The organism is Terrabacter tumescens (genome assembly GCF_014646815.1).
GTDB classification, from domain to species: domain Bacteria; phylum Actinomycetota; class Actinomycetes; order Actinomycetales; family Dermatophilaceae; genus Terrabacter; species Terrabacter tumescens.
In genome coordinates this window covers 315,195-340,530 of the sequence record NZ_BMNZ01000001.1, presented here as the reverse complement: position 1 = coordinate 340,530, position 25,336 = coordinate 315,195, and the positions used below count along the sequence as shown (strand labels likewise).

Sequence of the window (25,336 nt, the reverse complement as noted above, 5' to 3'; positions counted from 1 at the left end):
GAGGCAACGTGTGCGGCGTGACGGATGACCCATCGCGCCTGTCCCCCACCCGGCTCACCGACCCGAAAGCGGTTCTTGCGGTCACGCATCCGGTCCGGATGCGACTGCTCGGGGAGTTGTCCCGGACAGGAACGGCTCGCGCCGTGGATCTCGCTGCGGCCGTGGACGAGCCGGCGAACTCCGTGAGCTTCCACCTGCGCCAGCTGGCCAAGCACGGCTTGATCGAGGAGAACCCGGAGCGGGCCGAGAACGGGCGTGAGCGCTGGTGGCGCCTGACCTCCGACCGTGGTTTCGAGATCGACCTCGACGCGATGCTGCGCCACGACGGCGGCCAGGCTGCGGCGGTCACGGTCCGGCGTGCGGCCGAAGCTCACGTCCTCGCGCTGCATCGGGCCGTCCACCGGACGCCGGATCCGACGGACGTCCCCAGCGGCGAGCGCCGCAGCATCAGCGACGACTTCGCGGTGCGCCTGAGCGACACCGAGCTGCAGCAGATGCGCCGCGAGGTGGCCGAGCTCCTCGACCGCTGGACCGACATCTCCCGCGCCCTGACCGAGGTCGAGGACGGCCAGGAGCGCCACGCGTACTACGGGGTCGTCATGGGCGCCCTCGTAGAGGACATCTCCGCCGTCGACGACGCACCTCAGAGGGAGCAGCATCCATGACCGACACCGCCTACACCATCCCTTCCACGCCCGATGCCTCTGGTGCCCTTGGTGCAGCTGACTACGACCACTTCGCCGCCACGTACGCAGCCGCCAACGACACCAGCCTCTTCAACGCCTGGTACGCCCGACCCGAGATGCTGCGCCTTTCCGGCGACGTCACCGGCAAGCGCGTCCTCGACGCGGGCTGCGGGCACGGTCCGCTCATGGCCGACCTGCGCGAGCGGGGCGCCGACGTGGTCGGGTTCGATCTCAGCCCCGCCATGGTCGACATCGCCCGGGAGCGCCTCGGCAGCGACGCCGACGTCCGGGTCGCTGACCTGTCCGAACCGCTGCCGTACGACGACGACGTGTTCGACGTCGTCACCTGCTCGCTCGCGCTCCACTACGTGCAGGACTGGGCGCCGGCCCTCGCCGAGCTGCGCCGGGTCCTCAGGCCCGGCGGGCACCTGGTCATCTCGATCATCCACCCCTTCGTCTACGCGTTCTGCTACCAGGACCAGGACTACTTCGCCCTGACTCGATACTCCGAGGACCACGAGCACGACGGTGCCTCGTTCACGCTGACCTACTGGCACCGGCCCCTGCAGGACGTCTTCGACGCCTTCCTCGACGCCGGCCTGGTCATCACCACCGTCACCGAGCCGGCCGCCGTCCCCGAGACTCCCACCGAGCTGCTGCCCCCGACGGGGCGCCGCTTCATCTGCTTCCTGTTCTTCGCCCTCGAATCGCCATGACAGGACTGGGGGCGCCCGTGGTCTTCGGTCTGCCCCTTCGTTCAGCCGGCGTGGTCTGACGTTGGACCACGACAGTCCAGCGGGTCGACACGGGGAAGCAACATCGAGAACGACTGCGTCACTCGACTCCGAGAGATGAGCGGGTCCCTCGGCGCGTCCGGCCTGGAGGCAGGGGCGGGTGATCTCGGATCTCCCTGGCGTGCGGTGGCGCCGGTGGATCGACGTGGTTGTGAATGGAAGAAGGCAAAGGAATTCATGGTCGACGTGCTTCTGGCCGGCGGTATCTCGATGGCGGTGGCGCTGCTGTGCACGAAGCCCTTCATCGCCCTCCTCGTGCGGCGCCGCTGGGGACAGTTCATCCGTGACGACCTCGTCCACCACCACGTCAAGCGGGGAAAGCCCACCATGGGCGGCGTCGTGATCATCGCGGCGGTGCTCGCCGGCTACTTCGGCTCGCACGCGCTCCTGCTGGCGCTGGGAGCCACCGGGCGGCTCTGGGTCGTCCACAGCTCCATCTCGCTCAGCGCCCTGCTCGTGCTCTTCCTGCTCGCGGGGCTCGGCCTGGTCGGCTTCCTCGACGACTACACCAAGATCCGCAAGGAGCGCAGCCTCGGGCTCACCTCGAAGCAGAAGCTCACGGGCCAGACGCTCGTCACCGTCGTCTTCGCCGTGGCGGCTCTGCTGGTCAAGGACGAGCAGGGCGTCTCGCCGGCCTCGACCGCGGTCTCGTTCATCAGGGACACCAGCCTCGACCTGGCCTTCGCCGGTCCCGTGGTGGCCGTCCTGCTGTTCATCGCGTGGTCCAACGTGCTCATCGCCGGAGCCTCCAACGGCGTGAACATCACCGACGGCCTCGACGGTCTGGCCACCGGAGCGTCGGTCATGGTCTTCGGCGCCTACACGATGATCAGCTTCTGGCAGTTCAGCGAGGGATGCCGGAATGTTCCCGGGCCCAAGTGCTACGACGTGCCGAACGCGCTCGACCTGGCCGTCGTCTCGTGCGCCATCGCCGGCGCCTGCTTCGGCTTCCTCTGGTGGAACACCTCGCCGGCCCAGATCATCATGGGCGACACCGGTTCCCTCTCCCTCGGCGCGTCCATGGCCGGACTGGCGATCCTGACGCACACCGAGCTGCTGCTGGTCGTGCTCGGTGGCCTCTTCGTCATCGTGACCGCGTCGGTCATCATCCAAGTCATCAGCTTCAAGACCACGGGCATGCGCGTGTTCCGCATCGCACCGCTGCACCACCATTTCGAGATGGTCGGCTGGTCCGAGGTCACGATCGTCGCCCGCTTCTGGATCATCGCCGGCATCTGCGTCGCAGCCGGGCTGGCGCTCTTCTACCGCGAATGGATCGCCACGCTGTGAACGGCTGCCGCCCCCACGAAACGCCCGCACCGAACCGCTTACGAGACAGACCCAACTGACGTCATTCGGAAGGCGCGGCGCCATCAGGTCATCTGTCGACGATGGGAGATCCCGTGAGCACAGCCCGCGAGTTCCGCGCCACAGGGCCCTGGCCCGCGACGGATCGGGGAACAGGTCGCCGCACGGCTTGACACGCCCGGGCCGGGAGCCCCTTCGCGCAGCCAGGTCCGCGCCGCGCTGCTCTTGCGCCGTCGCGGAACGGCTCGACCCGTCGGCCGAACCCTCGCTCCAGGCCGCAGCCGCCCGCCACCCCAGTGCCGCAATGCCGGCGATCCCGCCTTCTGGAGCAGATGGCGGGCACAGAGCGGCCGTGCAGTCGGGTCTTTCGGCCCGTGACCACGAGAAGCAAGGGGCGCAGGCTGGATTCATGGACACCGATACCCTCCCCCTGCACCCGTCTGCCGACGAGCTGCTGCACGCGCTCGGGCACGCCGTGATCGCGACGAACACGCGGGGGACGGTGCTGTCCTGGAACGACGCTGCCGAGCAGCTGTACGGCTGGTCCGCCGCGGAGGCTATAGGGCGTGACATCACGGAGGTGACGGTGCCGGAGGTCTCCCAGCAGGCGGCGGCGGAGATCATGGCTGCTCTGCGGGAAGGCCGTCCATGGTCCGGTGGGTTCCCGGTTCGCAGCCGCAGCGGCGAGGTGCTGCACGCGCTGGTCACCGACACCGGCGTGTACCGCGACGGGGAGCTGATCGGCATCGTCGGCGCCTCCCTCAACCTCGGTGACGCCGTCCGGCACCTGATGGAACGCTCCAGCGACGCCGCAGTCCTGGTCGACGAGCAAGCTCTGGTCAGTTACGCCAGCCCAGCGGTCTCGAACCTTTTCGGCTGGCCCGTCGACGAGGTTGTCGGCACGCCGCTCACGGATCGCATCCATCCCGAGGACCACCAAGCCTTCGCGGAGCTGCTGGCGTCCGACCCGCCCCGGCCGGAGCGGGTCGGTGAGCTCCGGGTCCGCACCGACGACGCCTGGTCTTGGGTGGAGGTGGCGGTGACCGACCTCTACACCCAGCCAGGGTCGCAGGGCCACGTCTGCAACATCCGACGCAGCGAGCGCCTTGCCCGCCTCGAGGAGCGCGAGCGCATCCTCGAGGCGGTCCACTCCGAGGTGCTTCAGGACCTGTTCGCGGCCGCGCTCGAGCTCGACCGCGCGCTGATGCACGCGGCGCCCTCGAGCGCGGCTCGGATCGATGCCGCTCGCGACGCCGTGGGCCGAGCCATGCACACCCTCCGCGAGGTCGTCAGACCGTAGTGGACGGTGCTTGAGCTGTCGGGGAATGCGTGGCCGTCGCGCGGAGACGCGACCTCCCCACCGGTGACCGGTGAGCTGGACCGGATCGCACCTGGATCGCACGCGGCTAATGAATGGGGCCGGGACTCGGTCTGTTGGTGTCGTGGTGCCAGCGAAGGTTGTCACGGGAAACGGGTCTGCGTGGTCACTGTGAGCATCCAGTCGCTTCGACCGAACAGCACCAGATGGTGACCTCCACCAAGAAGGTCAGAGGCCTGAAAGTGGATGAGTCGGCCGATACGCCGGGTTCTGTTCCGCGCCCCCGTTACCGGTGGCGCGGCGACGGCCATCCATCTGGGCCGACCATTGCTGGCCGGCTCTAGCGTCCTACCCGCGCGCTCGACCGGGCCGGTCTCCTCGACGCCCGAAGGCGCCGTGCACACGCTGTCTGGACTTGCTCCGGGTGGGGTTTACCGAGCCGCTCCAGTCACCTGGAGCGCTGGTGGTCTCTTACACCACCGTTTCACCCTTACCGGCTGCCGAAGCGGCCGGCGGTCTGTTCTCTGTGGCACTGTCCCGCGGGTCACCCCGGGTGGCTGTTGGCCACCACCCTGCCCTGTGGAGCCCGGACGTTCCTCGGCAGGGCCGAGGCCCTGACGCGACCGTCTGGCCGACTCATCCGCGCACCAGCATAGAGGGCGTATGCCGTCCGCTGCGTCCGCGCCCCGGCGGGCTCACCCGAGGGGCCGGGACTCGAACGGCGACTCAGACGGTGCGGCGGAAGGCGAGGACGGCCACGTCGTCCTGGCGCTCGGGGTCGGAGACGGCTTCGGCGAGTGTCTCGAGCACCTCGTCGAGGTCGGTGTCGTCGTCGGCGCCGACGAGCAGCTCGTCGGCGGCGGACTGCAGCCGCTTGAGCCCGATGTCGATGCCCTCGCCGCGGCGCTCGACGAGGCCGTCGGTGTAGAGGAGCAGCAGGTCACCGACTCCGAAGCTGCTGTGCACGGCCCCTCGCGGCACCGGACCGAGACCGTGGACCGGGGACCCGTCTTCGGATACGAAGCGGGTCCTGCCGCCCTGCACGAGCAGCGGCGGCGGGTGGCCGGCGACGACAAGAGCGACGGCGTCCTCCGCCGGGTCGAAGAGCGCGTAGACGGAGGAGGCCATCTGCGTCGGTGGCTCGATGGCCATGAACCGGTCCATGGCCGCCGCCAGGGCGCCGGGCTCGGGGTCCTGGGTAGAGAGCACGCGCGCCGCGGCGCGCATGAGCGACCCCGACACGGCGGCGTCGACGCCGCGGCCCATGACGTCGCCGAGGACAGCGATGACCCGACCGTCGTCGCGGCCGCTGACGTCGTAGTAGTCGCCGCCCACGTCGGTGCGACCCGACTGCCGGTAGACGGTGCCGAGCTGCCACCCCGGCAGCTCCGGGAGGTCCTGGGGCAGCAGGGTCGCCTGGAGCACGGAGGCGACGCGCCGGGTCTGGGAGTAGAGGTCGGCGTTGTCGATGGCGAGACCCGCGCGCCGGGCGAGGTCCTCGGCGAAGGTGACGTCCTTCTGCGTGTAGCGGCGGCCGGACTCGGCGGCCACGAAGGTCAGCACGCCGAGCACCCGCTCCTTGGCGAGGAGCGGCACCACCATGGCGCTGCGCAGCCCGAGCTCGCGCGCGACCCGGAGGTGCTCCTCGTCCCGCGCCGTGGCGACGAGCATCTCGTCGCTGACGCTCTCGATGAGCAGGCTACGGCCGGTCCGAGCCACCTGGGCGGCGCCGCCGGGGCGGTTGGGGTCCGATGGCCAGCGCGTCTCGAGCTCTCTCGCGAGCTGCACCTTGTCCGGGTCGATGTGAGCCACGGCCAGCGTGCGAAGGACACCGTCGTCGACCATCTGGACCGAGCACCAGTCGGCGTGCGCGGGCACGGCGAGGGAGGCGACCTGCCGCAGCGTCTCCCGGTAGTCCAGCGTGGTCGAGAGCGCCTCGGAGGCGTCCGCGAGGAACTCGGCCTGCGCAGCGCGCGCGGCGCTCTCGGCCTCGGCGCGCAGGCGCAGCATCGTCTGGGCGCACACGTCGCTGAGCACCCCGAGCACCCACAGCAGGTCGGGGTCGATCGGCCCGACCTTTCCCTCGAAGCGGAAGCCCAGCGCGCCGAGCGCCGAGCCGTCGCTCCGGGAGATCAGGGGCAAGGTCACCGACGACCTCTCGGTGCCGTCGTCCAGGTCGGGGTACTTCTCCAGCAGGTCCGCCCGGCTCGTCACCGTGACGACCTGCCCGGTGCGCACGGCGTCGGTGGGCGGGGACTTCACATCGAGTGAGAGGTCGGCCCAGTGCCGCGCCTCGGACTCGCTGAGACCGTGCGTTGCGATGCTGCGCAGCCGATCCTGTCCCTCTCGCACCGCGAAGACCGCGCGCGATGCTCCCATCAGCTTCGAGGCCTGCTCGGTGATCGTCTCGGTGAGCTGTTCGAGGGTCGCGGACGCCGAGACCTCCGCGGCCAGCCGGGCCAGCGCCGCGAGCCGGGGCGAGACCGCGGAGCGGCTCGCCTCCGGGGTCTGCCACGGCGCGTTCATGGGGTCATCCTGACAGTCGAGGCGCCAGATCGCCCACGGATGACGCAGAAGTGGGAGCATGCAGATGTGACAGGTCCGTCGGTCGCCTCAGAGCGGGAGCTCGGCCGTGTCGAGTTCGGCCCGGACGACCTGCGTCACGTGCGTGAGGTGGTACGCACCATCGTCGTCGAGCGCCTCCCTGACCGCGCCGACAACGCGGTGCTCGCCGTGCACGAGGTGGCAGTCAACAGCATCGTCCACGGCGGCGGCCACGGTGTCCTGCGCATCGACGAGACCGCCGACTCCATCGTCTTCACGGTCGAGGACGAGGACGGCACGGGATCGGTGCCGCAGCTGCGCGCCGTCGACGGCGAGGCGACGAGCGGCCGCGGGCTGCTGATCGCTCAACGACTCGCCGACCGGCTCACCATCGAGACGCAGCCCACGCGGACGCGCGTTCGCGTGCACCTCAGCCTCGCGTCCTGACCCTCGGTCGACGTCGAAGGCCTCAGGCAGGAGCGGACGTCTGCGGGTCCGTGGGTGCGTCGGACGGCTCGCCGACGACGTCCATGACCTGGTCGAGGTGCATGAGCTGGACGAGGCGCAGCGTCACCTCGCCGCAGGCGAGGCGCAGCCGCGCCGTGCTCGCGTCGGCACGGTGGTAGAGCGCGATGATCGCCCCGAGACCCGACGAGTCGAGGAAGGTGACCTCGCGCAGGTCGACGACGACCGTTCCTCCCGACACGACCGGCAGCCGCTCGAACGCGGCCCGGACGTCGGGCACGGAGTACGTGTCGATCTCCCCCGACAGCCGTGCCGTGGTCACCGGACCGGCACTCGACACCGAGACGCTCACGTGACCTCCTTCGGACGAGCCGTTCGTCTCGTCCCACCGTAGGACGTCATGGTGCTGCGTGGTGCACTTCGGTCGTGTCCGGACGATGAACACCGATCGCGCATGCCGTGTCCCGCCGATCGTCGCAGCGCTCGCCCACGCTCCGGCCGCGACGAAGACGAAGACGCCCTACGCTGCGGACAGCGCCGTCGTGGCGACGTAGACGGTGTTCGAGGACGTGCCGCCCGTCAGCGGGTTGGCGAAGGTCACCTCGTGCGCCGCGGCGGTCGCGAAGACGGCGGCGAGCAGCCCGGTGAAGGCGTCCTCGGGAGGGTCGTCGGACCAGAGCGCGAAGACGCCGCCGGGGTGCAGGCGCGCGGCCAGGCCCTCGAGACCCTCGCGGGTGTAGAGGTCGGCGTGGCTCGGGTGCAGCACGTGGTGGGGCGTGTGGTCGATGTCGAGCAGCACGGCATGGAGCAGCTCGGGCGCGGCGCCGAACCCTCCACCTGCGCGGGCGAAGGCGAAGAAGTCGCCCTCGAGCAGCGTGGTGCGCGGGTCGGGCGTCAGGGCAGCGGTGTCCGGGAGCAGCTGCCGCTCGTGCCACGAGATGACCGGGCCGAGCGCCTCGACGACGGTGACGGTGCGCACCCGCTCGTCCTCGAGCGCCGTGAGGGCGGTGTAGCCGAGACCGAGACCGCCGACGACGACGTCGAGGCCCTCCCCCTCCACCGCGGCCAGCCCCATCCGCGCCAGCTCGACCTCGGCGACGGTGAAGAGGCTCGACATGAGGAACTCCTCGCCGAGCTTGACCTCGTAGACGTCGACGAGCAGCGACGGCTCGAGCCGGCGCCGCAGGCTGATCTCCCCCAGCGGCGTCTGCTGCCAGTCGATCTCCTCGAAGCGCCGGCTCACGAGGTCAGCCGAAGATCGGCGTGAAGGAGCCGGCAGGCACGTCGCGCTCGACCGAGGCCAGGCGCCACTTGTCCGCGAAGACCGCGACGTCGAGCCCGTCCTCGCGCGTCAGGACCTCGGCGCCCGCACGGCTGTTGACGATCGGGATGGCGTCCGCGGCCACGGCACGGGCGATCGAGTAGCCCAGCGGCTCGAGCCGGATCGCCGAGCCGAACTCGTGCTCCATCCGGTGCTGGGCGACGTCGAACTGCATGGGCCCGACGGCCGCGAGCACCGGTGCCTGCGCGCCGCGACGGTCCGAGTGCAGCACCTGGACGACGCCCTCCTCGCCGAGCTGCTCGATGCCGCGCCTGAACTGCTTCTGCTTGCCGGTCACGGCGGCGCGGGCGACGGCGAAGTGCTCGGGGGCGAAGAGCGGGATGCGCGGGAAGGCGACCTTCTCGTCCGCGTAGAGCGTGTCGCCGACGCGGAGGGCGTTGGCGTTGACGAGGCCGATGACGTCGCCGGGGAACGCCTCCTCGACGGTGGACCGGTCCCGGCCGAACACGCTCTGCGCGTACTTCGTCGTGAAGGGACGACCGGTGTCGGCGTGCGTGACGACCATGCCCCGGCTGAAGCGTCCCGAGCAGACCCGGACGAAGGCGAGCCGGTCCCGGTGGGCGCGGTCCATGCCGGCCTGGATCTTGAAGACGAAGCCGGAGAACGGCGCCGAGACGTCGCGAGGAGAGCCGGCCCGGTCAGGACGCGCTCCCGGCGCGGGCGCGAGCGCCACGAGGGTGTCGAGCAGCTGGCGCACGCCGAAGTTGAGCACCGCCGACCCGAAGAGCACCGGCGAGGCCGCGCCGGAGAGGAACAGCTCGTGGTCGTAGTCGTGGCCGGAAGACCGCAGCAGGTCGTACTCCTCGACCGCGTCGGTCCACGTCGAGCCGAGCAGCTGCTCGGCCTCGTGTGCACCCATGCGGGTCGTGATCGCCTCGGTGGCGCCGCCCGGCGTACGGGTGAACTGCACGAACTCGCCTGTCGCGCAGTCGAGCACGCCGTGGAAGTTGCCGGCGACGCCGACGGGCCACGTCAGCGGCATCGGGTGCAGGTCGATCCGCGTCGTCAGCTCGTCCATGATCGCGAGCGCGTCGAGACCCGGGCGGTCCCACTTGTTGACGACGGTGATGACGGGCACCCCACGGGCGCGGCACACCTCGAAGAGCTTGAACGTCTGAGGCTCGATGCCCTTGGCCGCGTCGACGAGCATGACGGCGGCATCGACCGCCGCGAGCACCCGGTAGGTGTCCTCGGAGAAGTCGGCGTGGCCGGGGGTGTCGAGCAGGTTGACGACGGTGCCGTCGTAGGCGAACTGGAGCACGGCGGAGGTGATCGAGATGCCTCGGTCCTTCTCCATCTCCATCCAGTCCGAGACGACGCCGCGACGGTTGCCCTTGCCGTGCACGGCCCCAGCCTCGCCGATGGCGCGCGCGTGCAACGCCAGCGCCTCGGTCAGGGTCGACTTGCCGGCATCGGGGTGCGAGATGACGGCGAAGGTGCGACGGCGCGCCGCCTCGTGGGCGACCGCTCCTGTCTCGTGGCCCGCGCCGCCGGCTTCTCGGCGGTCCGCGATCTCGCGGTCGGGCAGTGCGATGGCGTCCATGGTCCTCCAGTGATCGCCCCCGAGTCTGTCATCGCTGGGCCCGAACCTCCGCATCGGCTGCTCCGGCCCACCGGCCGGCAAGAGGCACGTGAGCCGGGTCACACCGGCGCCGAGGCGTCAACGATCCGCGGCTCCCGTTCGTCGTGCATGGGAGAAGACGACCGCGACAGACCCCTCAGGAACATGACCCAACAGCTGACCGACGACCTGCCCGACACGCGACCCGAAGCTCGACCCGTGGATGCACCCGTGGATGGACCCGTGGATGGACGAGCAACCGCTTCGGACCAGGAGCCCCCGGCACGACCCAGAGCGAAGCTGCTCGACCTCTCCCTCACCCAGCTGCTCGGCGGCTCGATGGCTGCTGCCACGGCGGCGGCGCTCGGCTCGCGTCTCGGCGTCGTGGGCACGATCGCCGGCGCCGCGGTCCTCAGTGTCATCTCCGCCATCGCAGCGAGCCTCTACACGAACTCCATGGCCCGGGCGAAGGATGCCGTCGTGCTCGTGCGCTCCCGCCGCGGGGCCGGCGGCGTCGAGGGCGTCGACGCCGTCCAGGTGGAGGTCGTGCGCGAGAGCTGGTGGCGCCGTCCCGACCGCACGACGACGCGCCGGGTCCTCGCCACGACGGCGGCGGTCTTCGCCATCGCCGCGGCCTTCCTCACGGGCGTGCAGCTGACCACCGGTGCCCAGGTGACCGGCACCAACCTCGGCGGTCGCACGTCGGCCGGCGCCGTCGTTGACTCCCCCGCGGGCTCGAGCGCCGGTCGGGCCCAGGCAGGCACCTCAAGCTCCGTGGGCACCGTGGCCGAGCCCTCGGCACCGGCCACTCAGTCGACAGGCACCCCGTCCGCCACCCCGTCCGGCGCCGCGACCACCGGCTCCACCGGCGCGGCGAGCACCCCTGCCGCGACCGGTGCGGCCGGCGCGACCGGCACGCCGACCGCTCCGGCCACCCCGACCGGGGACGCCACTCCCCCGGCTCCCGGCGCCCCGACCACGCCGGCCGACGGCGCGAGCCCCCCCGCGTCCACACCGACCAGCCCCTGACGCCACCGGACGACACGGCACGGCACCTGACGGCCACCACGCCGGCGCACGACCCAGCCCGACACGGACCGAGCGGCCGCCCAGGAGACGCGTGACGGCATACGCCCTCGGTGCCGTCCGTCCACGACGCGCGGGCGGACGGCCTCAGACGATGGTCAGCGTGATGGTGCCCGTCGACACCTCGGCGGCGTCGACGCGCACCGTGACGGTCTCGCCCGCCTTGGCCTTGCCGGCGGCCTTGGCGACGACGGCCAGCTCGATGAGCTGGACGACGACGCCCTTCTCGTTCTCGTCGACGACCACGGCATCGAGCGTCCCGCCGACGTGCGGGTGCAGCTCGGCCGCCTCGACGGCGTCGGTGCAGGCGCGCTCGACACCGTTGGTGCGGCGGTCCGAGGTCGACATGATCTCGGGCAGCGTCGGCAGCGCCTCGCGCACCCAGGCAGGCACGTCCCGGCCGGCCGACAGCGCCTCGCACACGACGAGACCGAAGCGGTCGACGAGGCGTCGCAGCGGCGCCGTGACGTGCGCGTACGGGTTGGCCACGGCAGCGTGGAGCGGCTGGTCGGGGACCGTCCCGTCGAACGGGGTGTAGCCCGCGCCGCGGAAGAGCGAGGTCGCCTCGTGGATGAGCGCGAGGTGACGCGGGTCGGTGCGGTCGAGCGTGCGGAGGAACTCGCCGTAGGCGAGCCCGTCGGGCCACGGCACCCCGGCCGCGGCCGCCTGCCGGCGGAAGCGCGCCAGGTCGCGCGGGTCGGGCGGCGGCATGGTGCGCAGGATGCCGACCTTTCCGTCGAGCATGAGCTGGGCCGCGCCCATCCCCGTCAGCAGCGAGATCTGCGCGTTCCAGTCCTCGGCGGCGAGCATCGGCCGGAACGAGATGCGGAAGCCGCCCTGCTCGTCCTCCTCGACCTCCTGCTCCGGCATGGGCAGGGAGGCGCCGCCGCGCTTGCGCTCGAGCAGCACCCGCTTCTCGCCGACCTCCTTGAGCAGCACGAGGCACTCCTCGGCGGTGCCGGCGTCGACCTCCTTCTGCACCTGCTCGTAGTCGTAGCGCCGGACGCTGCGCACCATGGCCCGGTGGACCTCGACCGCGGTGCCCTCGCCGTCGGCGGCCAGCGTGATGTCCCAGACGAAGGCCGGCCGGACCTGGTCCGGGAGCAGGCTCGCGGCGCCCTCGCTCAGGGCCGTGGGGTGCAGCTGGATGCGCTCGTCGGGGCAGTAGACGGTCTGGCCGCGGCGGCGGGCCTCGGTGTCGACGGCGCCGCCGGCGCGCACGAAGGCGGGCACGTCGGCGATGGCGTAGCGCACCCGGTAGCCCTCACCCTGCCGTCCGATCGACATGGCCTGGTCGAGGTCCATCGAGCTCGGCGGGTCGATGGTGATGAACGGGACGTCGGTCTCGTCCTGCTCGGGCAGGCTCGCCGCGCCCGCGGCAGCGGCCGCCTCGGCCAGCACCTCCGGCGGGAACCCGTCCGGCACCTCGAACTCCTGGCGCACCGCCTCGAAGCGTGCGGTGAGCTGCTGTGCCACGTCGCCGGGCCGGGTCGCCGGGCGGAAGACGATGTGTCGCTGGGCCATGGCGCCACCCTACGCACCGCACCGCCGCGGGAGCGGGGTCCGCGACACGCGGACAGATGCGACATCACCGACCGGTTTGCCTAGGCTGACCCCCGTGCTCATCCTGCTCCCGCCGTCCGAGGGGAAGACGGCACCCCGGCGGGGGCGCTCTCTCGACCTCGGCTCGCTCTCGTTCCCGGAGCTCACGCCCCTGCGCGAGTCGGTCGTCGAGACGGTGGCGCGCGTCAGCGCAGAGCCCGACGCCGCGACGCTCCTCGAGGTGAATCCCAACCTCGTCGCCGAGATCGAGCGCAACACCCGCCTGCTCAGCGCCCCGACCGCGGCGGCCTCGCACGTCTACACCGGGGTGCTCTACCAGGCGCTCGACGTCGACTCGCTCGACACGGCGTCGAAGCGCCGCGCGAACCGTTGGGTCGTCGTCGTGTCGGCCCTCTTCGGCGCGCTGCGCCTCGGCGACCGCGTGCCCGCCTACCGCGTCAACGTCTGCAGCACCCTCCCCGGGGTCGGCTACCTGTCACACGAGTGGCGCAAGGAGCTGCCGGCCGCGCTCGATGCCGCGGTGAAGCCGCGCGAGCTCGTCGTCGACTGCCGGTCGAGCACGTATGCCGGCATGTGGCGTCCCACGGGTGAGCGCGCCGAGCGCTGGGTGCACGTCACCGTCCCCGGTGCCTCGCACATGGCCAAGCACACCCGCGGCCTCGTGACGCGGGAGCTCGTGCAGGCCGAGGCGCCGCGCACGCCCCAGGCCCTCGCCGAGCGCCTCAGCGAGCGCTTCGAGGTCGAGCTCACTCCCCCGCTGCGGGCGGGCCGACCGTGGCAGCTCGCCACGACCCCGAGGTCCTGACACGGTGTTCGACCTCACTGCACTGGTCGAGCGCGTCGCGCCGATCCTCGTCTTCCTCGTCGCGATCACGGTCGTCGCCGAGATCTGCGACCTCTCGGGTCTGTTCGACGTCCTGGCCCACCACGCGGCGCGCGTGGCGCGCGGGCGGGTGGTCGTGCTGTGGCTGCTCATCGTCGGGCTCGCGGTCGCGTGCACCATCGTGCTCAGTCTCGACACGACGGCGGTCCTGCTGACCCCGGTGGCGATCGTCGTGGCCCGTCAGGTGGGGGCGCCACCCCTGCCGTTCGCGATGACGACGCTCTGGCTGGCCAACACGGCCTCGCTCCTGCTGCCCGTCTCGAACCTCACCAACCTCCTCGCTCTGCACCCGTTCTCGGCGCTCGGCGTCGGCTCGTTCGGCTACATCAGGCTGATGGCGCTCCCCGCGGTCGTCGCGATCCTCGCCACCGTCGCCGTCCTGTGGCTGCTGCACCGGCGCGACCTCGGCGGCGGCTACGAGACACCGCCGCCCGCCGAGCCCCACGACCGGGTGCTCATGCAGATCACGGCCGGGGTCTGCGTCGTGCTCGCCCCGGCGTTCGTCGTCGGCATCCAGCCGGCGCTGGCCTCGCTGCCGGCCGCGGGCCTGCTGCTCGCGGCGACCTACTGGCGCGCCCCCGAGCTGCTCCGCCGGATCAAGGTGCCGTGGCTGACCGTCATGGGGATCTGCGTGCTCTTCCTCGTCATCGACGCAGCGCTGCGGCTCGGGCTCGAGGCCTGGCTGCGCACCGTCGTCGGGCACGGCGCCTCGATGGCCGACCTCTTCCGGGTCAGCGGCATCGGTGTGCTCGCGTCGAACGGCATCAACAACCTGCCGGCCTACCTCGCGCTCGAGCCGGCCGTCACCGACTCGCCGGCCCGGCTCGCGGCCCTGCTCATCGGCGTCAACACCGGCCCGATCATCACGATGTGGGGCTCGGTCGCGACGCTGCTGTGGGCCTCGCGCTGCCGTTCGGCGGGACTGACCGTCGACGCCGGCCGGATCGCCCGCACGGGCGCCCTCTGCGCGGTCGTCGTCGTGGCCGCGGCGACGGTCACGCTCGCCGCGACCGCCTGACCCGGCCGCCCGCTCGCTCCACCCGTTCGAGGTGATCACGCACGCCCCCTCACCGCCGCCATCACCTCGAACCGCAACGACCGCCGACCGGTTCGAGATGATGGCGGGCACCACGTCGCTGCCGCGATCACCTCGAACTGGGGGCAGCAGGGATGTCTCAGCCGAGGGCGCGGCGCAGGTCGTCGACGAGGTCGCGCACGTCCTCGAGCCCGATCGAGACCCGCAGCACCCCGTCGGTGATGCCGACGGCAGCCCGCGCCTCGGGCGCGAGGCGGCGGTGGGTCGTCGTCGCCGGGTGGGTGATGAGCGACTTCGAGTCCCCGAGGTTGTTGGAGATGTCGATGACCTCGAGCGCGTTCATGAGCGCGAACGCCTCGTCCTTGCCGCCGTCGAGCTCGAAGGTGACGACGGTGCCGCCGGCGAGCATCTGGCGCTTGGCGAGGTCGTGCTGCGGGTGCGACTCGAGGAACGGGTGCACGACGCGCTTGACGCTCGGGTGCGACTCGAGGAAGCGAGCCACCTCGAGCGCGCTGTCGGCCATCCGCTCGACGCGCAGCGACAGCGTCTCGAGGCCCTTGAGCAGCACCCAGGCGTTGAAGGGCGACATCGACGGGCCGGTGTGGCGCATGAGGTTCTGCACGGGGCCGTCGATGAACACCTTGGGCCCGAGCACGGCCCCGCCGAGCGTGCGGCCCTGACCGTCGATGTGCTTCGTCGCGGAGTAGACGACGATGTCGGCGCCGAAGTCGAGCGGCTTGCTGAAGACGGGAGTGCCGAAGACGTTGTCGACGACGACCGTGGCGCCGGCCTCGTGCGCGAGCTCGGTGACGGCGGCGACGTCGACGAGCTCCTGCATCGGGTTGCTCGGCGTCTCGAAGAACACGGCGGTCGTCGGCTCGGAGAGCGCCTCGCGCCACTGGTCGAGGTCGGCGCCGTCGACGAAGACGGTCTCGACCCCCCACCGGGGCAGGATCTCGTCGAGGATGACGAAGCACGAGCCGAAGAGGGCCCGCGACGAGACGACGCGGTCGCCCTTGCCGAGCAGTGCAGCGAGCGCCACGAAGACGGCCGACATGCCCGAGCCGGTGGCGAAGCACGCCTCGGCGCCCTCGATCTGGCGCAGGCGCTCCTCGAACATCGAGACCGTGGGGTTGCCGTAGCGGGAGTAGACGAAGCGGTCGACGTCGCCCTTGAAGGCGGCCTCGGCAGCCTCCGCGGTTTCGTAGACGAAGCCCGACGTCAGGTAGATCGCCTCGCTGGTCTCCTCGAAACCGCTGCGGGACAGTCCAGCTCGCACGGCGAGGGTGTCGGGGCGCCAGCCCTGGGTCGCGTCGCTCATCCCTGCACCCACGGCAGGCCCGCGACCTTCCAGCCCGACACCGCGCGGTGACGCTGCGCGTCGTGCGGCCCCTCGAAACCGTCGAGGATGTTGTGCGACCGTGCCCAGCCGTCTCGCGTCGCGGCCTCGGCGGCGGCGACGGAGCGCACGCCTGAGCGGCAGAGGAAGTAGACAGGGGCGTCCTTGGCGACACCCGCGGCCTCGAGCTCGGCCGTGAAGCGCGTGTTGACGGCGCCCTCAGGGTAGGTCTGCCACTCGACGAGGACGACGTCCTTGCCGGCCGCGCTGAGGTCGGGCAGTCCGACGTAGGACCACTCCGCCCTCGTGCGCACGTCGACGAGCACCGCACCGGGCTCGTCGCGCAGGACCGTCCAGGCCTGCTCGGGGGTCACGTCACCGGCATAGCTCATGGCCCGAATATCGCACAGCGTCCGTCAGGCGAGATGGTCCGTCCGATTGGTGAAAGCCACCGACGCCGAACCGTCCTCCCAGACCTCGACGGCGGTCAGGCTGCCGGGCGCCGTGGCGAGCGCCCAGAACCGGTCGACGGGCGTGCCGAGCACGTCGGCGAGCACCGAGAGCACCCCCCTGCGGCTCGTCACCGCGACGACGGTGCCCCCTGACTCCGTGAGCGAGTGGTATGCCGTCTGCACCGTGGCGTCGGCCCCCTCGCCGGGTGCCCGGCCGGACCACTGCTCCGAGGTGTCCGCGTCGACCTCGAACGCCGCCGCGAGGTCGGCCGCGACCCTGGCGCCCGCGGCGTCATCGGTGCCGACGACACGTGCGCCGGGGCCCACGAGGCGACGGACCGCCGCGACGATCCGCGGGGCCGGCTCGGCGTCGGACGGCGCCTGGACGAGCAGCAGGCGGAGGGGCCGGGTCGCGACCGGGGCGGCGGTGCCGGGTGAGGAGGCCTGTGCCGCAGCAGCGCTCGGCTCCTCGGTCGGTGCGGACGGGACGCCGTCGGTCAGGACTCGGTGGACGCTCTTGCCGTCCATCGCGTCGTTGCTGAGGGCGTCGGCGTCCTTGTTCTTCTCGCGCGGGATCCACTCGAAGTCGACGCTGCCGCCGGCGTCGGAGATCTCGGCGCAGAGGTCGCGGGCCTCGAGCGCGAGACGACGCATGTCCTCGTGCTTGATCTTCCAGCGGCCCGACATCTGCTCGACGACGAGCTTGGAGTCCATCCGGACGCGGACCGTCGCGCCGGGGTCGAGGTCGAGCACTGCGCGTAGGCCGGCGAGCAGGCCGGAGTACTCGGCGACGTTGTTGCTGGCCTGGCCCAGGGGCTCGGCGAGCTCGACGAGGACCGAGCCGGTCGCGGGGTCACGCACGAGGGCGCCGTAGCCCGCGACGCCCGGGTTGCCCCGCGACCCGCCGTCGGCCTCGATGACGAGTCGGCGACCCGACCCGCGGGGCGGGGTCACCGACCGCTCACAGCCCGGACTCGCCGGTGCGGATCATGATGCGACGGCACTCCTCGCAGCGCACGACCTCGTCCTCGGGGGCGTTGCGGATGCGGGAGAGGTCGACGTTGCCGAGCTCGAGCCGGCAGCCGCCGCACCGGCGGTGGCGCAGCTCGGCCGCGGCCATCCCGCCGCTGCTCGCACGGATCTTCTCGTAGAGCGCGATGAGCTCCTCACCGACGCCGGCGACGATGTCAGCACGCCCGGCCCCGACCGTCCCGGCCTCGGCGTCGAGCTTCGCGAGGGCGGCGTCACGCTCGGACTCGAGCGACTCGACGCGGGAAACGAGCTCGCCACGTCGCGCCTCGAGCTCGGAGACCCGGGCGGTGAGCGCCTCGGACCGCTCCATGACCTCGAGCTCGACCTCCTCGAGCTCGGCCTGGCGGCGCGCGAGCGAGGTCAGCTCGTGCTGGAGCGCCTGGAGGTCCTTGGCGCTGCCCTGACCGGCGTCGAGACGCGCCTGGTTGCGGGCGGCGCGGTCGCGCACGAGCTGGACGTCCTGGTCCGACTTGGTCAGCTCGCGCTGGACGTCGCCGGCCGCCGTGCGGGCGTTGACGATCTCCGTCTCGAGCGCGCCCAGCTCACGGCGGGCCGCCTCGACCGCGGGGATCTGCGGCAGCGTCGCCTTGGCGTGCCTGATCTGGTCGAGACGCGTGTCGATGGCCTGCAGGTCGAGCAGGCGCCACTGGCGGGACGGGTCGGCTTTCAGGACACACCTCCGGTATCGGGAGCCGCGCGGTCCGCCCGCGCAGCGTTCGCACCGACGACGAACGTCCACGGCTCGGTGCGGATGGTTGAGACTCTGGTCTCGACCCTAGTGGCTCCGGGAGCCTGCCCCAGCGCCGAGACCAGTCGCTCACGCCCGTCGGCCAGCCACAGCGATTCGGTCGCCCAGTGACCGGCGTCGATGAGGTAGGGCCGACCGCCGCGGGCCTCCTCCCTCGCCTCGAGGACCGGGTGGTGGCGCAGGTCGGCCGTGACGTAGACGTCGACGCCACTCGCGCGGACGTCGTCGAAGCGGTCGTCGCCCGAGCCGCCCATGACGGCGACGGTGCGCACCTCGCCGTCCGGGTCACCGCTGACGCGGATGCCGCCGGCGGTGTCGGGCAGGGCCGCGGCCACGACGTCGGCGAATTCCGCCAGGCTCACGGGTGCGGCCAGCCGCCCCACGCGCCCCACCGCATTCCGGAACGGCCGGGAGCCGTCGGGCACGCCCTCCGGCCCCCGTCCCCCGGCTCCAGACCCCTCCGTGGACAGCGGGCGCTGGTCGGTCAGACCGAGGGCGTCCGCCAGCACGGTGGAGACTCCCGGGTCGGCGACGTCGGCGTTCGTGTGGCCGACCCAGAGCGCGACCCCGGCGCGCACGAGCGCCGTCACGGAGGCACCCTTGGCCGACGACGTCGCGACCGAGTGCACGCCCTTCAGCAGCAGCGGGTGGTGGGTCACGAGCAGGTCGGCGCCCCACTCGCGGGCCTCGTCGATGACGGCGAGCGTCGGGTCGAGCGCGAAGAGGATGCGACGCACGGGCTGCTCGAGGTCACCCGTGACGAGGCCGACGCGGTCCCAGTCCGCGGCGCTCTCGAGGGGGTAGAGCGACTCGAGGGCCGCGACGACGTCGCGGAGCGACAGCTCGGGGCTGAGGTCGGGAGCGGGATCGTCCACGTGGGCCCGGCCGGGCTCGAACCGACGACACCCGCGGTGTAAACGCGGTGCTCTACCAACTGAGCTACAGGCCCTCACGCGCCGGCCGGTGTTCCCGGCAGGCGGCGGTCAGCCTACGGCATCGCGCTGGCTCGCGCGGAGCGCCGCGAGCGCCTCGCGGTAGGCGCGGAAGTCCCGCCCCTGGCCGATGCCGCGCACCTCGGACCAGACGATGCGGCCCGACCGGTCGAGCAGGAAGGTCCCGCGCAGCGCGAAACCGTCCTCGTCGTCGAGGACGCCGTAGCGGCGGGCGACCTCGCCGTGCGGCCAGAAGTCCGACAGGAGCGGGAAGAAGTGGCCCTCGGCGTCGGCCCACGCGCGCAGCGTGTACATCGAGTCGCACGAGATCGCGAAGATCTGGATGTCGCCGTCCTGGAAGTCCTCGAGCCCGTCACGGATCTCGGCCAGCTCGCCGCGGCAGATGCCCGAGAACGCAGCCGGGTAGAAGACGATGACGGCGTTCTTGACGTCGCGCACCGCGGAGAGGCTGACGTCGACGCCGTACTGGTCGACGAGGGTGAAGTCGGGAGCCAGCTCGCCGACGCCCAGCGGGGCGGACGCCTGGCCCGGTGAGACGGTCGGGTGCGCGTTCGTCATGGCGGCAAGTGTGACATCACCACCACACCGCGCGCTCCACCCTCGACAGGGGCCGGGCGACGTGAGCCGTCAGCGGCGCGGACCCTTCGGCGGCATGAGCCGCGTCGCCGCCCACTCGCGCGCGACGTTGACCTGGCCACCGGTCGTCAGGCCGGCGGTCGAGGCGGCCTCCTCGACGACGGCGGCATCGACGTGGCCGGGCCGGCCGGCCTTGGGCGTCAGCAGCACGATGAACCCCTGGTCGAAGAGCTTCGTCAGCCCGTCCACCATGAGGTCGACGAGGTCGTCGTCGCCGTCGCGGTACCAGAGCAGCACCCCGTCCGCGCCGTCGTTGAAGTCCTCGTCCTCGAGCTCGGTCCCGATGACGTCCTCGAGCCCGAACCGCAGGTCGTCGTCGACGTCGTCGTCATAGCCGAACTCCTGGATGACCTGCCCCTTGGCAAATCCGAGCTTGCTGAAGGACGCCGCTCCCGCGGTCTCGCTCACTGTCACCGGTCCTCTCGTCTGCGTGGCGCGACTGCCACGACATCAGTGCATCGGCTCCGACGCTATCGCGCAAGGTGGGGTTCGTCCGGGACAACGCTCCCGCCGCGCCAGACGAGCAGAGGAAGCGGACGGCATACCACTAGGGAGGGCTCGTGAGGCGCAGTGCCGCGCCCCAGCTGACGGACCCAGTTGTGACGGTCGCCACCGTTGGGTAGAGGATGGGAGGGCGCAGCGCCGTGGCCGACCGGCCGCGGGCGCCGCCTCGCGACGAGAAAGGACCCACGACGTGGCATCCGAGGCCGGACCGATCCTCAACGGCATCCCCAGTCAGCTCCCGGACATCGACCCGGACGAGACGCAGGAGTGGATCGACTCGCTCGACGCCGTCCTCGACGAGAAGGGCCGGACGCGGGCGCGCTACATCATGCTCAAGCTCATCGAGCGCGCGCGCCAGCAGCAGGTCGGTGTCCCGTCCCTGACGGCGACCGACTACATCAACACGATCCCGCCCGAGCGCGAGCCGTGGTTCCCCGGCGACGAGGACGTCGAGCGCGAGATGCGCCGCTACATCCGCTGGAACGCCGCGGTCATGGTGCACCGCGCCCAGCGCCCCGGCATCGGCGTCGGCGGCCACATCTCGACGTACGCGTCGGCCGCGACGCTCTACGAGGTGGGCATGAACCACTTCTTCCGCGGCAAGGACCACCCCGGAGGCGGCGACCAGGTCTACTTCCAGGGCCACGCCTCCCCCGGCATGTACGCCCGCAGCTACCTCGAGGGCCACCTGACCGAGGCGCAGCTCGACGGCTTCCGCCAGGAGAAGAGCCACCTCGTCGACGGCAAGGTCGAGGCCGTCCCGTCCTACCCGCACCCGCGGCTGCTCCCCAACTACTGGGAGTTCCCGACGGTGTCGATGGGCATCGGCCCGATGAACGCGATCTACCAGGCGCAGTTCAACAAGTACCTCCACAACCGCGGCATCAAGGACACCAGCCAGCAGGACGTCTGGGCCTTCCTCGGCGACGGTGAGATGGACGAGCCCGAGTCGCGCGGCCTGCTGCAGCTCGCGGCCAACGAGGAGCTCGACAACCTCAACTTCGTCATCAACTGCAACCTGCAGCGCCTCGACGGCCCGGTCCGCGGCAACGGCAAGATCATCCAGGAGCTCGAGGCATTCTTCCGCGGCGCCGGCTGGAACGTCATCAAGGTCGTGTGGGGCCGCGGGTGGGACCCGCTGCTCGCCGCCGACCGCGACGGCGCGCTCGTGCACATCATGAACCAGACGAGCGACGGCGACTACCAGACCTTCCGCGCCAACGACGGCAAGTACGTCCGCGACCACTTCTTCGGTCGCGACCCGCGCACCGCCAAGATGGTCGAGGGCTGGAGCGACGACCAGGTCTGGTGGGACCTCAAGCGCGGCGGTCACGACTACCGCAAGGTCTACGCGGCCTACAAGGCGGCCCGTGAGCACACCGGCCAGCCGACCGTCATCCTCGCCAAGACGATCAAGGGCTACGGCCTGGGCTCGCACTTCGCCGGCCGCAACGCCACGCACCAGATGAAGAAGATGACGCTGGACGACCTCAAGGCCTTCCGCGACAGCCTCCGCATCCCGATCACCGACGAGCAGCTCGAGGCGAACCCCTACCAGCCGCCCTACTACCACCCGGGCGCCGACAGCGAGGTCATCAAGTACTCCGTCGACCGTCGCCAGAAGCTCGGCGGCACGCTGCCGAGCCGCCGCGTCGACTTCGAGCCGGTCAAGCTGCCGGGCGACGAGGCGTACGCCCAGGTCAAGAAGGGCTCGGGCAAGCAGGAGGTCGCCACGACGATGGCGTTCGTCCGCCTGCTCAAGGACCTGCTGCGCGACAAGGAGTTCGGCCCGCGCATCGTGCCGATCATCCCCGACGAGGCGCGCACGTTCGGCATGGACGCGTTCTTCCCGACGATCAAGATCTACAACCCCAACGGGCAGAACTACACGCCGGTCGACGCCGAGCTCATGCTCGCCTACCGCGAGAACGTCAGCGGCCAGATCCTGCACCTCGGCATCAACGAGGCCGGCTCGCTGGCGGCCTTCACCGCCGCCGGCACGTCGTACGCGACGCACGGCAAGCCGATGGTCCCGATCTACGTCTTCTACTCGATGTTCGGCTTCCAGCGCACCGGCGACTCGATCTGGGCGGCCGCCGACCAGATGACGCGTGGCTTCCTCATCGGCGCCACGGCCGGCCGGACGACCCTGACCGGTGAGGGCCTGCAGCACGCGGACGGTCACAGCCCGCTCCTCGCCTCGACGAACCCGGCGGTCGTGCACTACGACCCTGCCTACGCCTACGAGATCGCGCACATCATGCAGGACGGCCTGCAGCGGATGTACGGCGAGGGCAAGACGGCGGAGGAGTCCAACGTCATCTACTACCTCACCGTCTACAACGAGCCGATCCAGCAGCCCAAGGAGCCGGACGACGTCGACGTCGAGGGCATCCTGCGCGGCATGCACAAGATCGCTCCGGCCAACACGGAGGGCTGGACGCACGAGGCGCCGCGCGCGCAGATCCTCGGCTCCGGCGTCGGCGTGCCGTGGGCGCTCGAGGCGCAGCAGCTGCTCGCCGACGACTGGGGCGTGGCCGCCGACGTGTGGTCGGTGACCTCGTGGAACGAGCTGCGCCGCGACGGTCTCGCCGCCGACGAGCGCGAGTTCCTCTCTCCCGGTGAGTCGCCCGTCAAGCCGTGGGTCACCCAGTGCCTCGAGGGCACCGAGGGACCGGTCGTGGGCGTGTCCGACTACATGCGGGCCGTGCAGGACCAGATCCGCGAGTGGGTGCCCGGCACCTACGCGACGCTCGGCGCCGACGGGTTCGGCTTCTCCGACACCCGTGCGGCCGCCCGCCGCTTCTTCAAGATCGACGGTCCGTCGGTCGCGGTGCGCACGCTGCAGCTGCTCGCCAAGGAGGGCAAGGTCGACGCCGACGTCCCCCGTCGCGCGGCCGAGAAGTATCGCCTCGACGACGTCACCGCCGGCACGTCCGGCAATGCGGGCGGCGAGAGCTGACGCCCAAACGCTGACGTATGCCGTGTGGCCCGGTCCCCGCCCAGGGGCCGGGCCACACGCCTGTCCGGGAGCAGCGACGGTCGTCGGGCGGCTGGGAGACCCCGAGCGGGAGCCGGGCACACGGCATACGCGATTGGATAGGTATGCGTCGCTGTGCATATACTTGCATCCATGTCCAAGGTCCTCACGTCGCTGCCCGTCGGTGAGCGTGTCGGCATCGCCTTCTCCGGCGGTCTCGACACCTCTGTTGCTGTTGCCTGGATGCGTGAGAAGGGCGCGGTGCCGTGCACCTACACGGCCGACCTCGGGCAGTACGACGAGCCCGACATCGACTCCGTCCCCGGCCGCGCCGGCCAGTACGGCGCCGAGATCAGCCGCCTCGTCGACTGCAAGACCGCGCTCGTCGAGGAGGGCCTGTCGGCCATCGCGTGCGGCGCGTTCCACATCCGCAGCGGCGGCAAGACCTACTTCAACACCACTCCCCTGGGCCGGGTCGTCACCGGCACGCTGCTCGTGCGCGCCATGCAGGACGACGGCGTCTCGATCTGGGGCGACGGCTCGACCTTCAAGGGCAACGACATCGAGCGGTTCTACCGCTACGGCCTGATGGCCAACCCGAGCCTGCGCATCTACAAGCCGTGGCTCGACGCCGACTTCGTCACCGAGCTCGGCGGCCGGCACGAGATGTCCGAGTGGCTGACGGCCCGCGAGCTGCCGTACCGCGCGAGTGCCGAGAAGGCCTACTCCACCGACGCGAACATCTGGGGCGCGACCCACGAGGCCAAGACGCTCGAGTTCCTCGACGAGTCCATCGAGGTCGTCGAGCCGATCATGGGCGTCAAGTTCTGGGACCCGTCCGTCGCCATCGAGACCGAGGACGTCACGGTGCGCTGGGAGCGCGGCCGTCCCGTCGCGATCAACGGCACGGAGTATGCCGACGCCGTGGCTCTCGTCGACGCCGCCAACCGCATCGGTGGCCGTCACGGCCTCGGCATGAGCGACCAGATCGAGAACCGCATCATCGAGGCGAAGTCGCGCGGCATCTACGAGGCCCCGGCCATGGCGCTGCTGCACATCACCTACGAGCGGCTCCTCAACGCGATCCACAACGAGGACACGATCGCCAACTACCACGCCGAGGGCCGCAAGCTGGGCCGCCTTCTCTACGAAGGCCGCTGGCTCGACCCGCAGTCGCTCATGGTCCGCGAGTCGCTCCAGCGCTGGGTCGCCTCCGCCGTCACCGGCGAGGTCACGATCCGTCTGCGCCGCGGCGATGACTGGTCGATCGTCGGCACGTCCGGCCCCGCCTTCAGCTACCACCCCGAGAAGCTCTCGATGGAGCGCACCGAGGACGCCGCGTTCGGCCCGGTCGACCGCATCGGCCAGCTGACCATGCGCAACCTCGACATCGCCGACTCCCGCGCCAAGCTCGAGCTGTATGCCGCGCAGGGCCTCCTCGGGGCCGACGCGCACGAGCTCGTGGGCGAGCTCACGCCCGGTGGTGCGGCCGCGATCTCGGCCAACCCCTCCGCGGCGGACGTCGACAGCGAAGACGACGCGCTCGACCGTGCCGCCATGGAGTTCGGCACCGACTGAGCGAGGGGTGTTCCGGTCCGAGCGGGTAGGGACCCTGCATGACCGAATCCCAGAAGATCACCGTCCAGCGGAGCATCGACGCCTCGGCCGCCGACATCTTCGACGTGCTGAGCAACCCCAAGCGGCACGTCGAGCTCGACGGGTCCGGGTTCGTCCGGTCCGACGAGAAGGCCGAGCGGATCCAGAAGGTCGGCGACGTGTTCCGGATGAACATGGCCGGTGACCACATGGGTGGCGAGTACCAGACCGACAACACCGTCTCGGGCTACTCCCACAACGCCCTGCTCGCCTGGAAGACCGCGCCCGCCGACACCCCGGCCCCCGGCTGGGAGTGGATGTGGGAGCTGACGCCCGAGGGCCCGAGCTCGACCCTCGTCTCGCTGACCTACGACTGGAGCCACGTCACCGACAAGGAGATCCTCCAGAAGGTGAGCTTCCCGCTCGTCGAGAAGGACCAGCTCGAGGACAGCCTCGGCAATCTGGCGTCGGCCGTCGCCGGCTGAGCGCTCCACCCGGGCAGCGGCATCG

23 protein-coding genes, 1 tRNA gene and 1 other RNA gene are annotated in these 25,336 nt (G+C 71.2%); 11 read left to right on the top strand and 14 right to left on the bottom strand.

The window, feature by feature from the left end; translation table 11 throughout:
- Nucleotides 1-8: 8 nt before the first annotated feature.
- The 4 genes from IEY30_RS01615 to IEY30_RS01600 all read left to right on the top strand — a co-directional run bounded on the left by IEY30_RS01615 (nt 9) and on the right by IEY30_RS01600 (nt 4,088).
- Entirely contained in the window at nt 9-665 is a 657-nt protein-coding gene (locus IEY30_RS01615) for a winged helix-turn-helix domain-containing protein (RefSeq protein ID WP_308423744.1), read from the top strand.
- Nucleotides 662-1,402, top strand: a complete 741-nt coding sequence (locus tag IEY30_RS01610; RefSeq protein ID WP_052358160.1) for a class I SAM-dependent methyltransferase — start codon at nt 662-664, stop codon at nt 1,400-1,402. The genes IEY30_RS01615 and IEY30_RS01610 overlap by 4 nt, the downstream gene beginning before the upstream one ends.
- 255 nt (nt 1,403-1,657) lie before the next feature.
- Nucleotides 1,658-2,770, top strand: coding sequence for a phospho-N-acetylmuramoyl-pentapeptide-transferase (gene mraY, locus IEY30_RS01605; RefSeq protein ID WP_030146414.1), 1,113 nt, complete (start codon nt 1,658-1,660; stop codon nt 2,768-2,770).
- Nucleotides 2,771-3,140: 370 nt separating this feature from the next.
- Entirely contained in the window at nt 3,141-4,088 is a 948-nt protein-coding gene (locus IEY30_RS01600; protein WP_030146415.1) for a sensor histidine kinase, read from the top strand.
- Between the two features lie 261 nt (nt 4,089-4,349).
- On the opposite strand, the gene rnpB is transcribed toward IEY30_RS01600, so the two are convergent.
- Together rnpB and IEY30_RS01590 are read right to left on the bottom strand one after the other, a co-directional pair.
- Nucleotides 4,350-4,745: RNase P RNA component class A (gene rnpB / locus IEY30_RS01595), an RNA gene on the bottom strand.
- An 87-nt stretch (nt 4,746-4,832) separates the two neighbouring features.
- Nucleotides 4,833-6,632: a PP2C family protein-serine/threonine phosphatase gene (locus IEY30_RS01590; protein ID WP_030146416.1), complete on the bottom strand. Its 1,800-nt coding sequence runs from the start codon at nt 6,630-6,632 to the stop codon at nt 4,833-4,835.
- Nucleotides 6,633-6,698: 66 nt separating this feature from the next.
- Here IEY30_RS01590 and IEY30_RS01585 point away from each other — a divergent pair, with 66 nt between their 5' ends.
- On the top strand, nt 6,699-7,097 hold the full coding sequence (locus IEY30_RS01585) for an ATP-binding protein (RefSeq protein ID WP_052358161.1): 399 nt from the start codon (nt 6,699-6,701) through the stop codon (nt 7,095-7,097).
- A gap of 22 nt (nt 7,098-7,119) precedes the next feature.
- Here the strand turns inward: IEY30_RS01585 and IEY30_RS01580 are convergent, their stop codons facing one another.
- The 3 genes from IEY30_RS01580 to IEY30_RS01570 form a co-directional block, all read right to left on the bottom strand.
- Nucleotides 7,120-7,467 (bottom strand): STAS domain-containing protein, encoded by a 348-nt coding sequence (locus tag IEY30_RS01580; RefSeq protein WP_162180973.1) that lies wholly within the window; start codon nt 7,465-7,467, stop codon nt 7,120-7,122.
- A gap of 168 nt (nt 7,468-7,635) precedes the next feature.
- Complete coding sequence (locus tag IEY30_RS01575) at nt 7,636-8,358, bottom strand: polyamine aminopropyltransferase (RefSeq protein ID WP_030146419.1); 723 nt, start codon at nt 8,356-8,358, stop codon at nt 7,636-7,638.
- A 4-nt stretch (nt 8,359-8,362) separates the two neighbouring features.
- Nucleotides 8,363-10,000 carry a peptide chain release factor 3 gene (locus tag IEY30_RS01570; protein WP_030146420.1) on the bottom strand — a complete coding sequence of 546 codons (1,638 nt, stop codon included), beginning with the start codon at nt 9,998-10,000 and terminating at the stop codon, nt 8,363-8,365.
- A gap of 261 nt (nt 10,001-10,261) precedes the next feature.
- On the opposite strand from IEY30_RS01570, the gene IEY30_RS01565 reads away from it, so the two are divergent.
- Nucleotides 10,262-11,047, top strand: coding sequence for a hypothetical protein (locus IEY30_RS01565; protein WP_030146421.1), 786 nt, complete (start codon nt 10,262-10,264; stop codon nt 11,045-11,047).
- Nucleotides 11,048-11,191: 144 nt separating this feature from the next.
- On the opposite strand, the gene IEY30_RS01560 is transcribed toward IEY30_RS01565, so the two are convergent.
- Nucleotides 11,192-12,628 (bottom strand): RNB domain-containing ribonuclease, encoded by a 1,437-nt coding sequence (locus IEY30_RS01560; RefSeq protein WP_030146422.1) that lies wholly within the window; start codon nt 12,626-12,628, stop codon nt 11,192-11,194.
- A gap of 94 nt (nt 12,629-12,722) precedes the next feature.
- Between IEY30_RS01560 and IEY30_RS01555 the strand changes: the two genes are divergently transcribed.
- Together IEY30_RS01555 and IEY30_RS01550 are read left to right on the top strand one after the other, a co-directional pair.
- Nucleotides 12,723-13,472 carry a YaaA family protein gene (locus tag IEY30_RS01555; RefSeq protein WP_030146423.1) on the top strand — a complete coding sequence of 250 codons (750 nt, stop codon included), beginning with the start codon at nt 12,723-12,725 and terminating at the stop codon, nt 13,470-13,472.
- Nucleotides 13,473-13,476: 4 nt separating this feature from the next.
- Nucleotides 13,477-14,568 (top strand): SLC13 family permease, encoded by a 1,092-nt coding sequence (locus tag IEY30_RS01550; RefSeq protein ID WP_030146424.1) that lies wholly within the window; start codon nt 13,477-13,479, stop codon nt 14,566-14,568.
- Between the two features lie 157 nt (nt 14,569-14,725).
- On the opposite strand, the gene IEY30_RS01545 is transcribed toward IEY30_RS01550, so the two are convergent.
- From IEY30_RS01545 to IEY30_RS01510, 8 genes are all read right to left on the bottom strand, one after another.
- Nucleotides 14,726-15,907: an O-succinylhomoserine sulfhydrylase gene (locus IEY30_RS01545; RefSeq protein WP_030146425.1), complete on the bottom strand. Its 1,182-nt coding sequence runs from the start codon at nt 15,905-15,907 to the stop codon at nt 14,726-14,728.
- Complete coding sequence (locus IEY30_RS01540) at nt 15,904-16,317, bottom strand: rhodanese-like domain-containing protein (protein WP_030146426.1); 414 nt, start codon at nt 16,315-16,317, stop codon at nt 15,904-15,906. The genes IEY30_RS01545 and IEY30_RS01540 overlap by 4 nt, the downstream gene beginning before the upstream one ends.
- 24 nt (nt 16,318-16,341) lie before the next feature.
- Complete coding sequence (locus IEY30_RS01535; protein ID WP_030146427.1) at nt 16,342-17,331, bottom strand: reverse transcriptase-like protein; 990 nt, start codon at nt 17,329-17,331, stop codon at nt 16,342-16,344.
- Nucleotides 17,332-17,338: 7 nt separating this feature from the next.
- A complete protein-coding gene (locus IEY30_RS01530) occupies nt 17,339-18,148 on the bottom strand; it encodes a zinc ribbon domain-containing protein (RefSeq protein WP_081920271.1) in 810 nt (269 codons plus the stop codon).
- Entirely contained in the window at nt 18,076-19,032 is a 957-nt protein-coding gene (locus IEY30_RS01525; protein ID WP_081920272.1) for a Nif3-like dinuclear metal center hexameric protein, read from the bottom strand. Before IEY30_RS01525 ends, IEY30_RS01530 begins: the two co-directional genes overlap by 73 nt.
- A gap of 1 nt (nt 19,033) precedes the next feature.
- Nucleotides 19,034-19,106 (bottom strand) — tRNA-Val (locus IEY30_RS01520).
- A 34-nt stretch (nt 19,107-19,140) separates the two neighbouring features.
- Nucleotides 19,141-19,668: a peroxiredoxin gene (locus IEY30_RS01515; protein WP_052358163.1), complete on the bottom strand. Its 528-nt coding sequence runs from the start codon at nt 19,666-19,668 to the stop codon at nt 19,141-19,143.
- Between the two features lie 69 nt (nt 19,669-19,737).
- Nucleotides 19,738-20,154, bottom strand: a complete 417-nt coding sequence (locus IEY30_RS01510) for a DUF3052 domain-containing protein (protein ID WP_030146431.1) — start codon at nt 20,152-20,154, stop codon at nt 19,738-19,740.
- A gap of 286 nt (nt 20,155-20,440) precedes the next feature.
- On the opposite strand from IEY30_RS01510, the gene aceE reads away from it, so the two are divergent.
- From aceE to IEY30_RS01495, 3 genes are all read left to right on the top strand, one after another.
- Nucleotides 20,441-23,212, top strand: coding sequence for a pyruvate dehydrogenase (acetyl-transferring), homodimeric type (aceE, locus tag IEY30_RS01505; RefSeq protein ID WP_030146432.1), 2,772 nt, complete (start codon nt 20,441-20,443; stop codon nt 23,210-23,212).
- A gap of 171 nt (nt 23,213-23,383) precedes the next feature.
- A complete protein-coding gene (gene argG / locus IEY30_RS01500) occupies nt 23,384-24,808 on the top strand; it encodes an argininosuccinate synthase (protein ID WP_030146433.1) in 1,425 nt (474 codons plus the stop codon).
- A 38-nt stretch (nt 24,809-24,846) separates the two neighbouring features.
- Nucleotides 24,847-25,311, top strand: a complete 465-nt coding sequence (locus tag IEY30_RS01495; RefSeq protein WP_030146434.1) for an SRPBCC family protein — start codon at nt 24,847-24,849, stop codon at nt 25,309-25,311.
- The last annotated feature ends 25 nt before the right edge of the window (nt 25,312-25,336 follow it).

Coding starts and splice junctions, on each gene's coding strand:
- IEY30_RS01610 (WP_052358160.1), top strand. CDS start 662: ATGACCGACACCGCCTACACCATCCCTTCCACGCCCGATGCCTCTGGT.
- mraY (WP_030146414.1), top strand. CDS start 1,658: ATGGTCGACGTGCTTCTGGCCGGCGGTATCTCGATGGCGGTGGCGCTG.
- IEY30_RS01590 (WP_030146416.1), bottom strand. CDS start 6,632: ATGAACGCGCCGTGGCAGACCCCGGAGGCGAGCCGCTCCGCGGTCTCG.
- IEY30_RS01570 (WP_030146420.1), bottom strand. CDS start 10,000: ATGGACGCCATCGCACTGCCCGACCGCGAGATCGCGGACCGCCGAGAA.
- IEY30_RS01560 (WP_030146422.1), bottom strand. CDS start 12,628: ATGGCCCAGCGACACATCGTCTTCCGCCCGGCGACCCGGCCCGGCGAC.
- IEY30_RS01545 (WP_030146425.1), bottom strand. CDS start 15,907: ATGAGCGACGCGACCCAGGGCTGGCGCCCCGACACCCTCGCCGTGCGA.
- IEY30_RS01540 (WP_030146426.1), bottom strand. CDS start 16,317: ATGAGCTATGCCGGTGACGTGACCCCCGAGCAGGCCTGGACGGTCCTG.
- IEY30_RS01515 (WP_052358163.1), bottom strand. CDS start 19,668: ATGACGAACGCGCACCCGACCGTCTCACCGGGCCAGGCGTCCGCCCCG.
- argG (WP_030146433.1), top strand. CDS start 23,384: ATGTCCAAGGTCCTCACGTCGCTGCCCGTCGGTGAGCGTGTCGGCATC.
- IEY30_RS01495 (WP_030146434.1), top strand. CDS start 24,847: ATGACCGAATCCCAGAAGATCACCGTCCAGCGGAGCATCGACGCCTCG.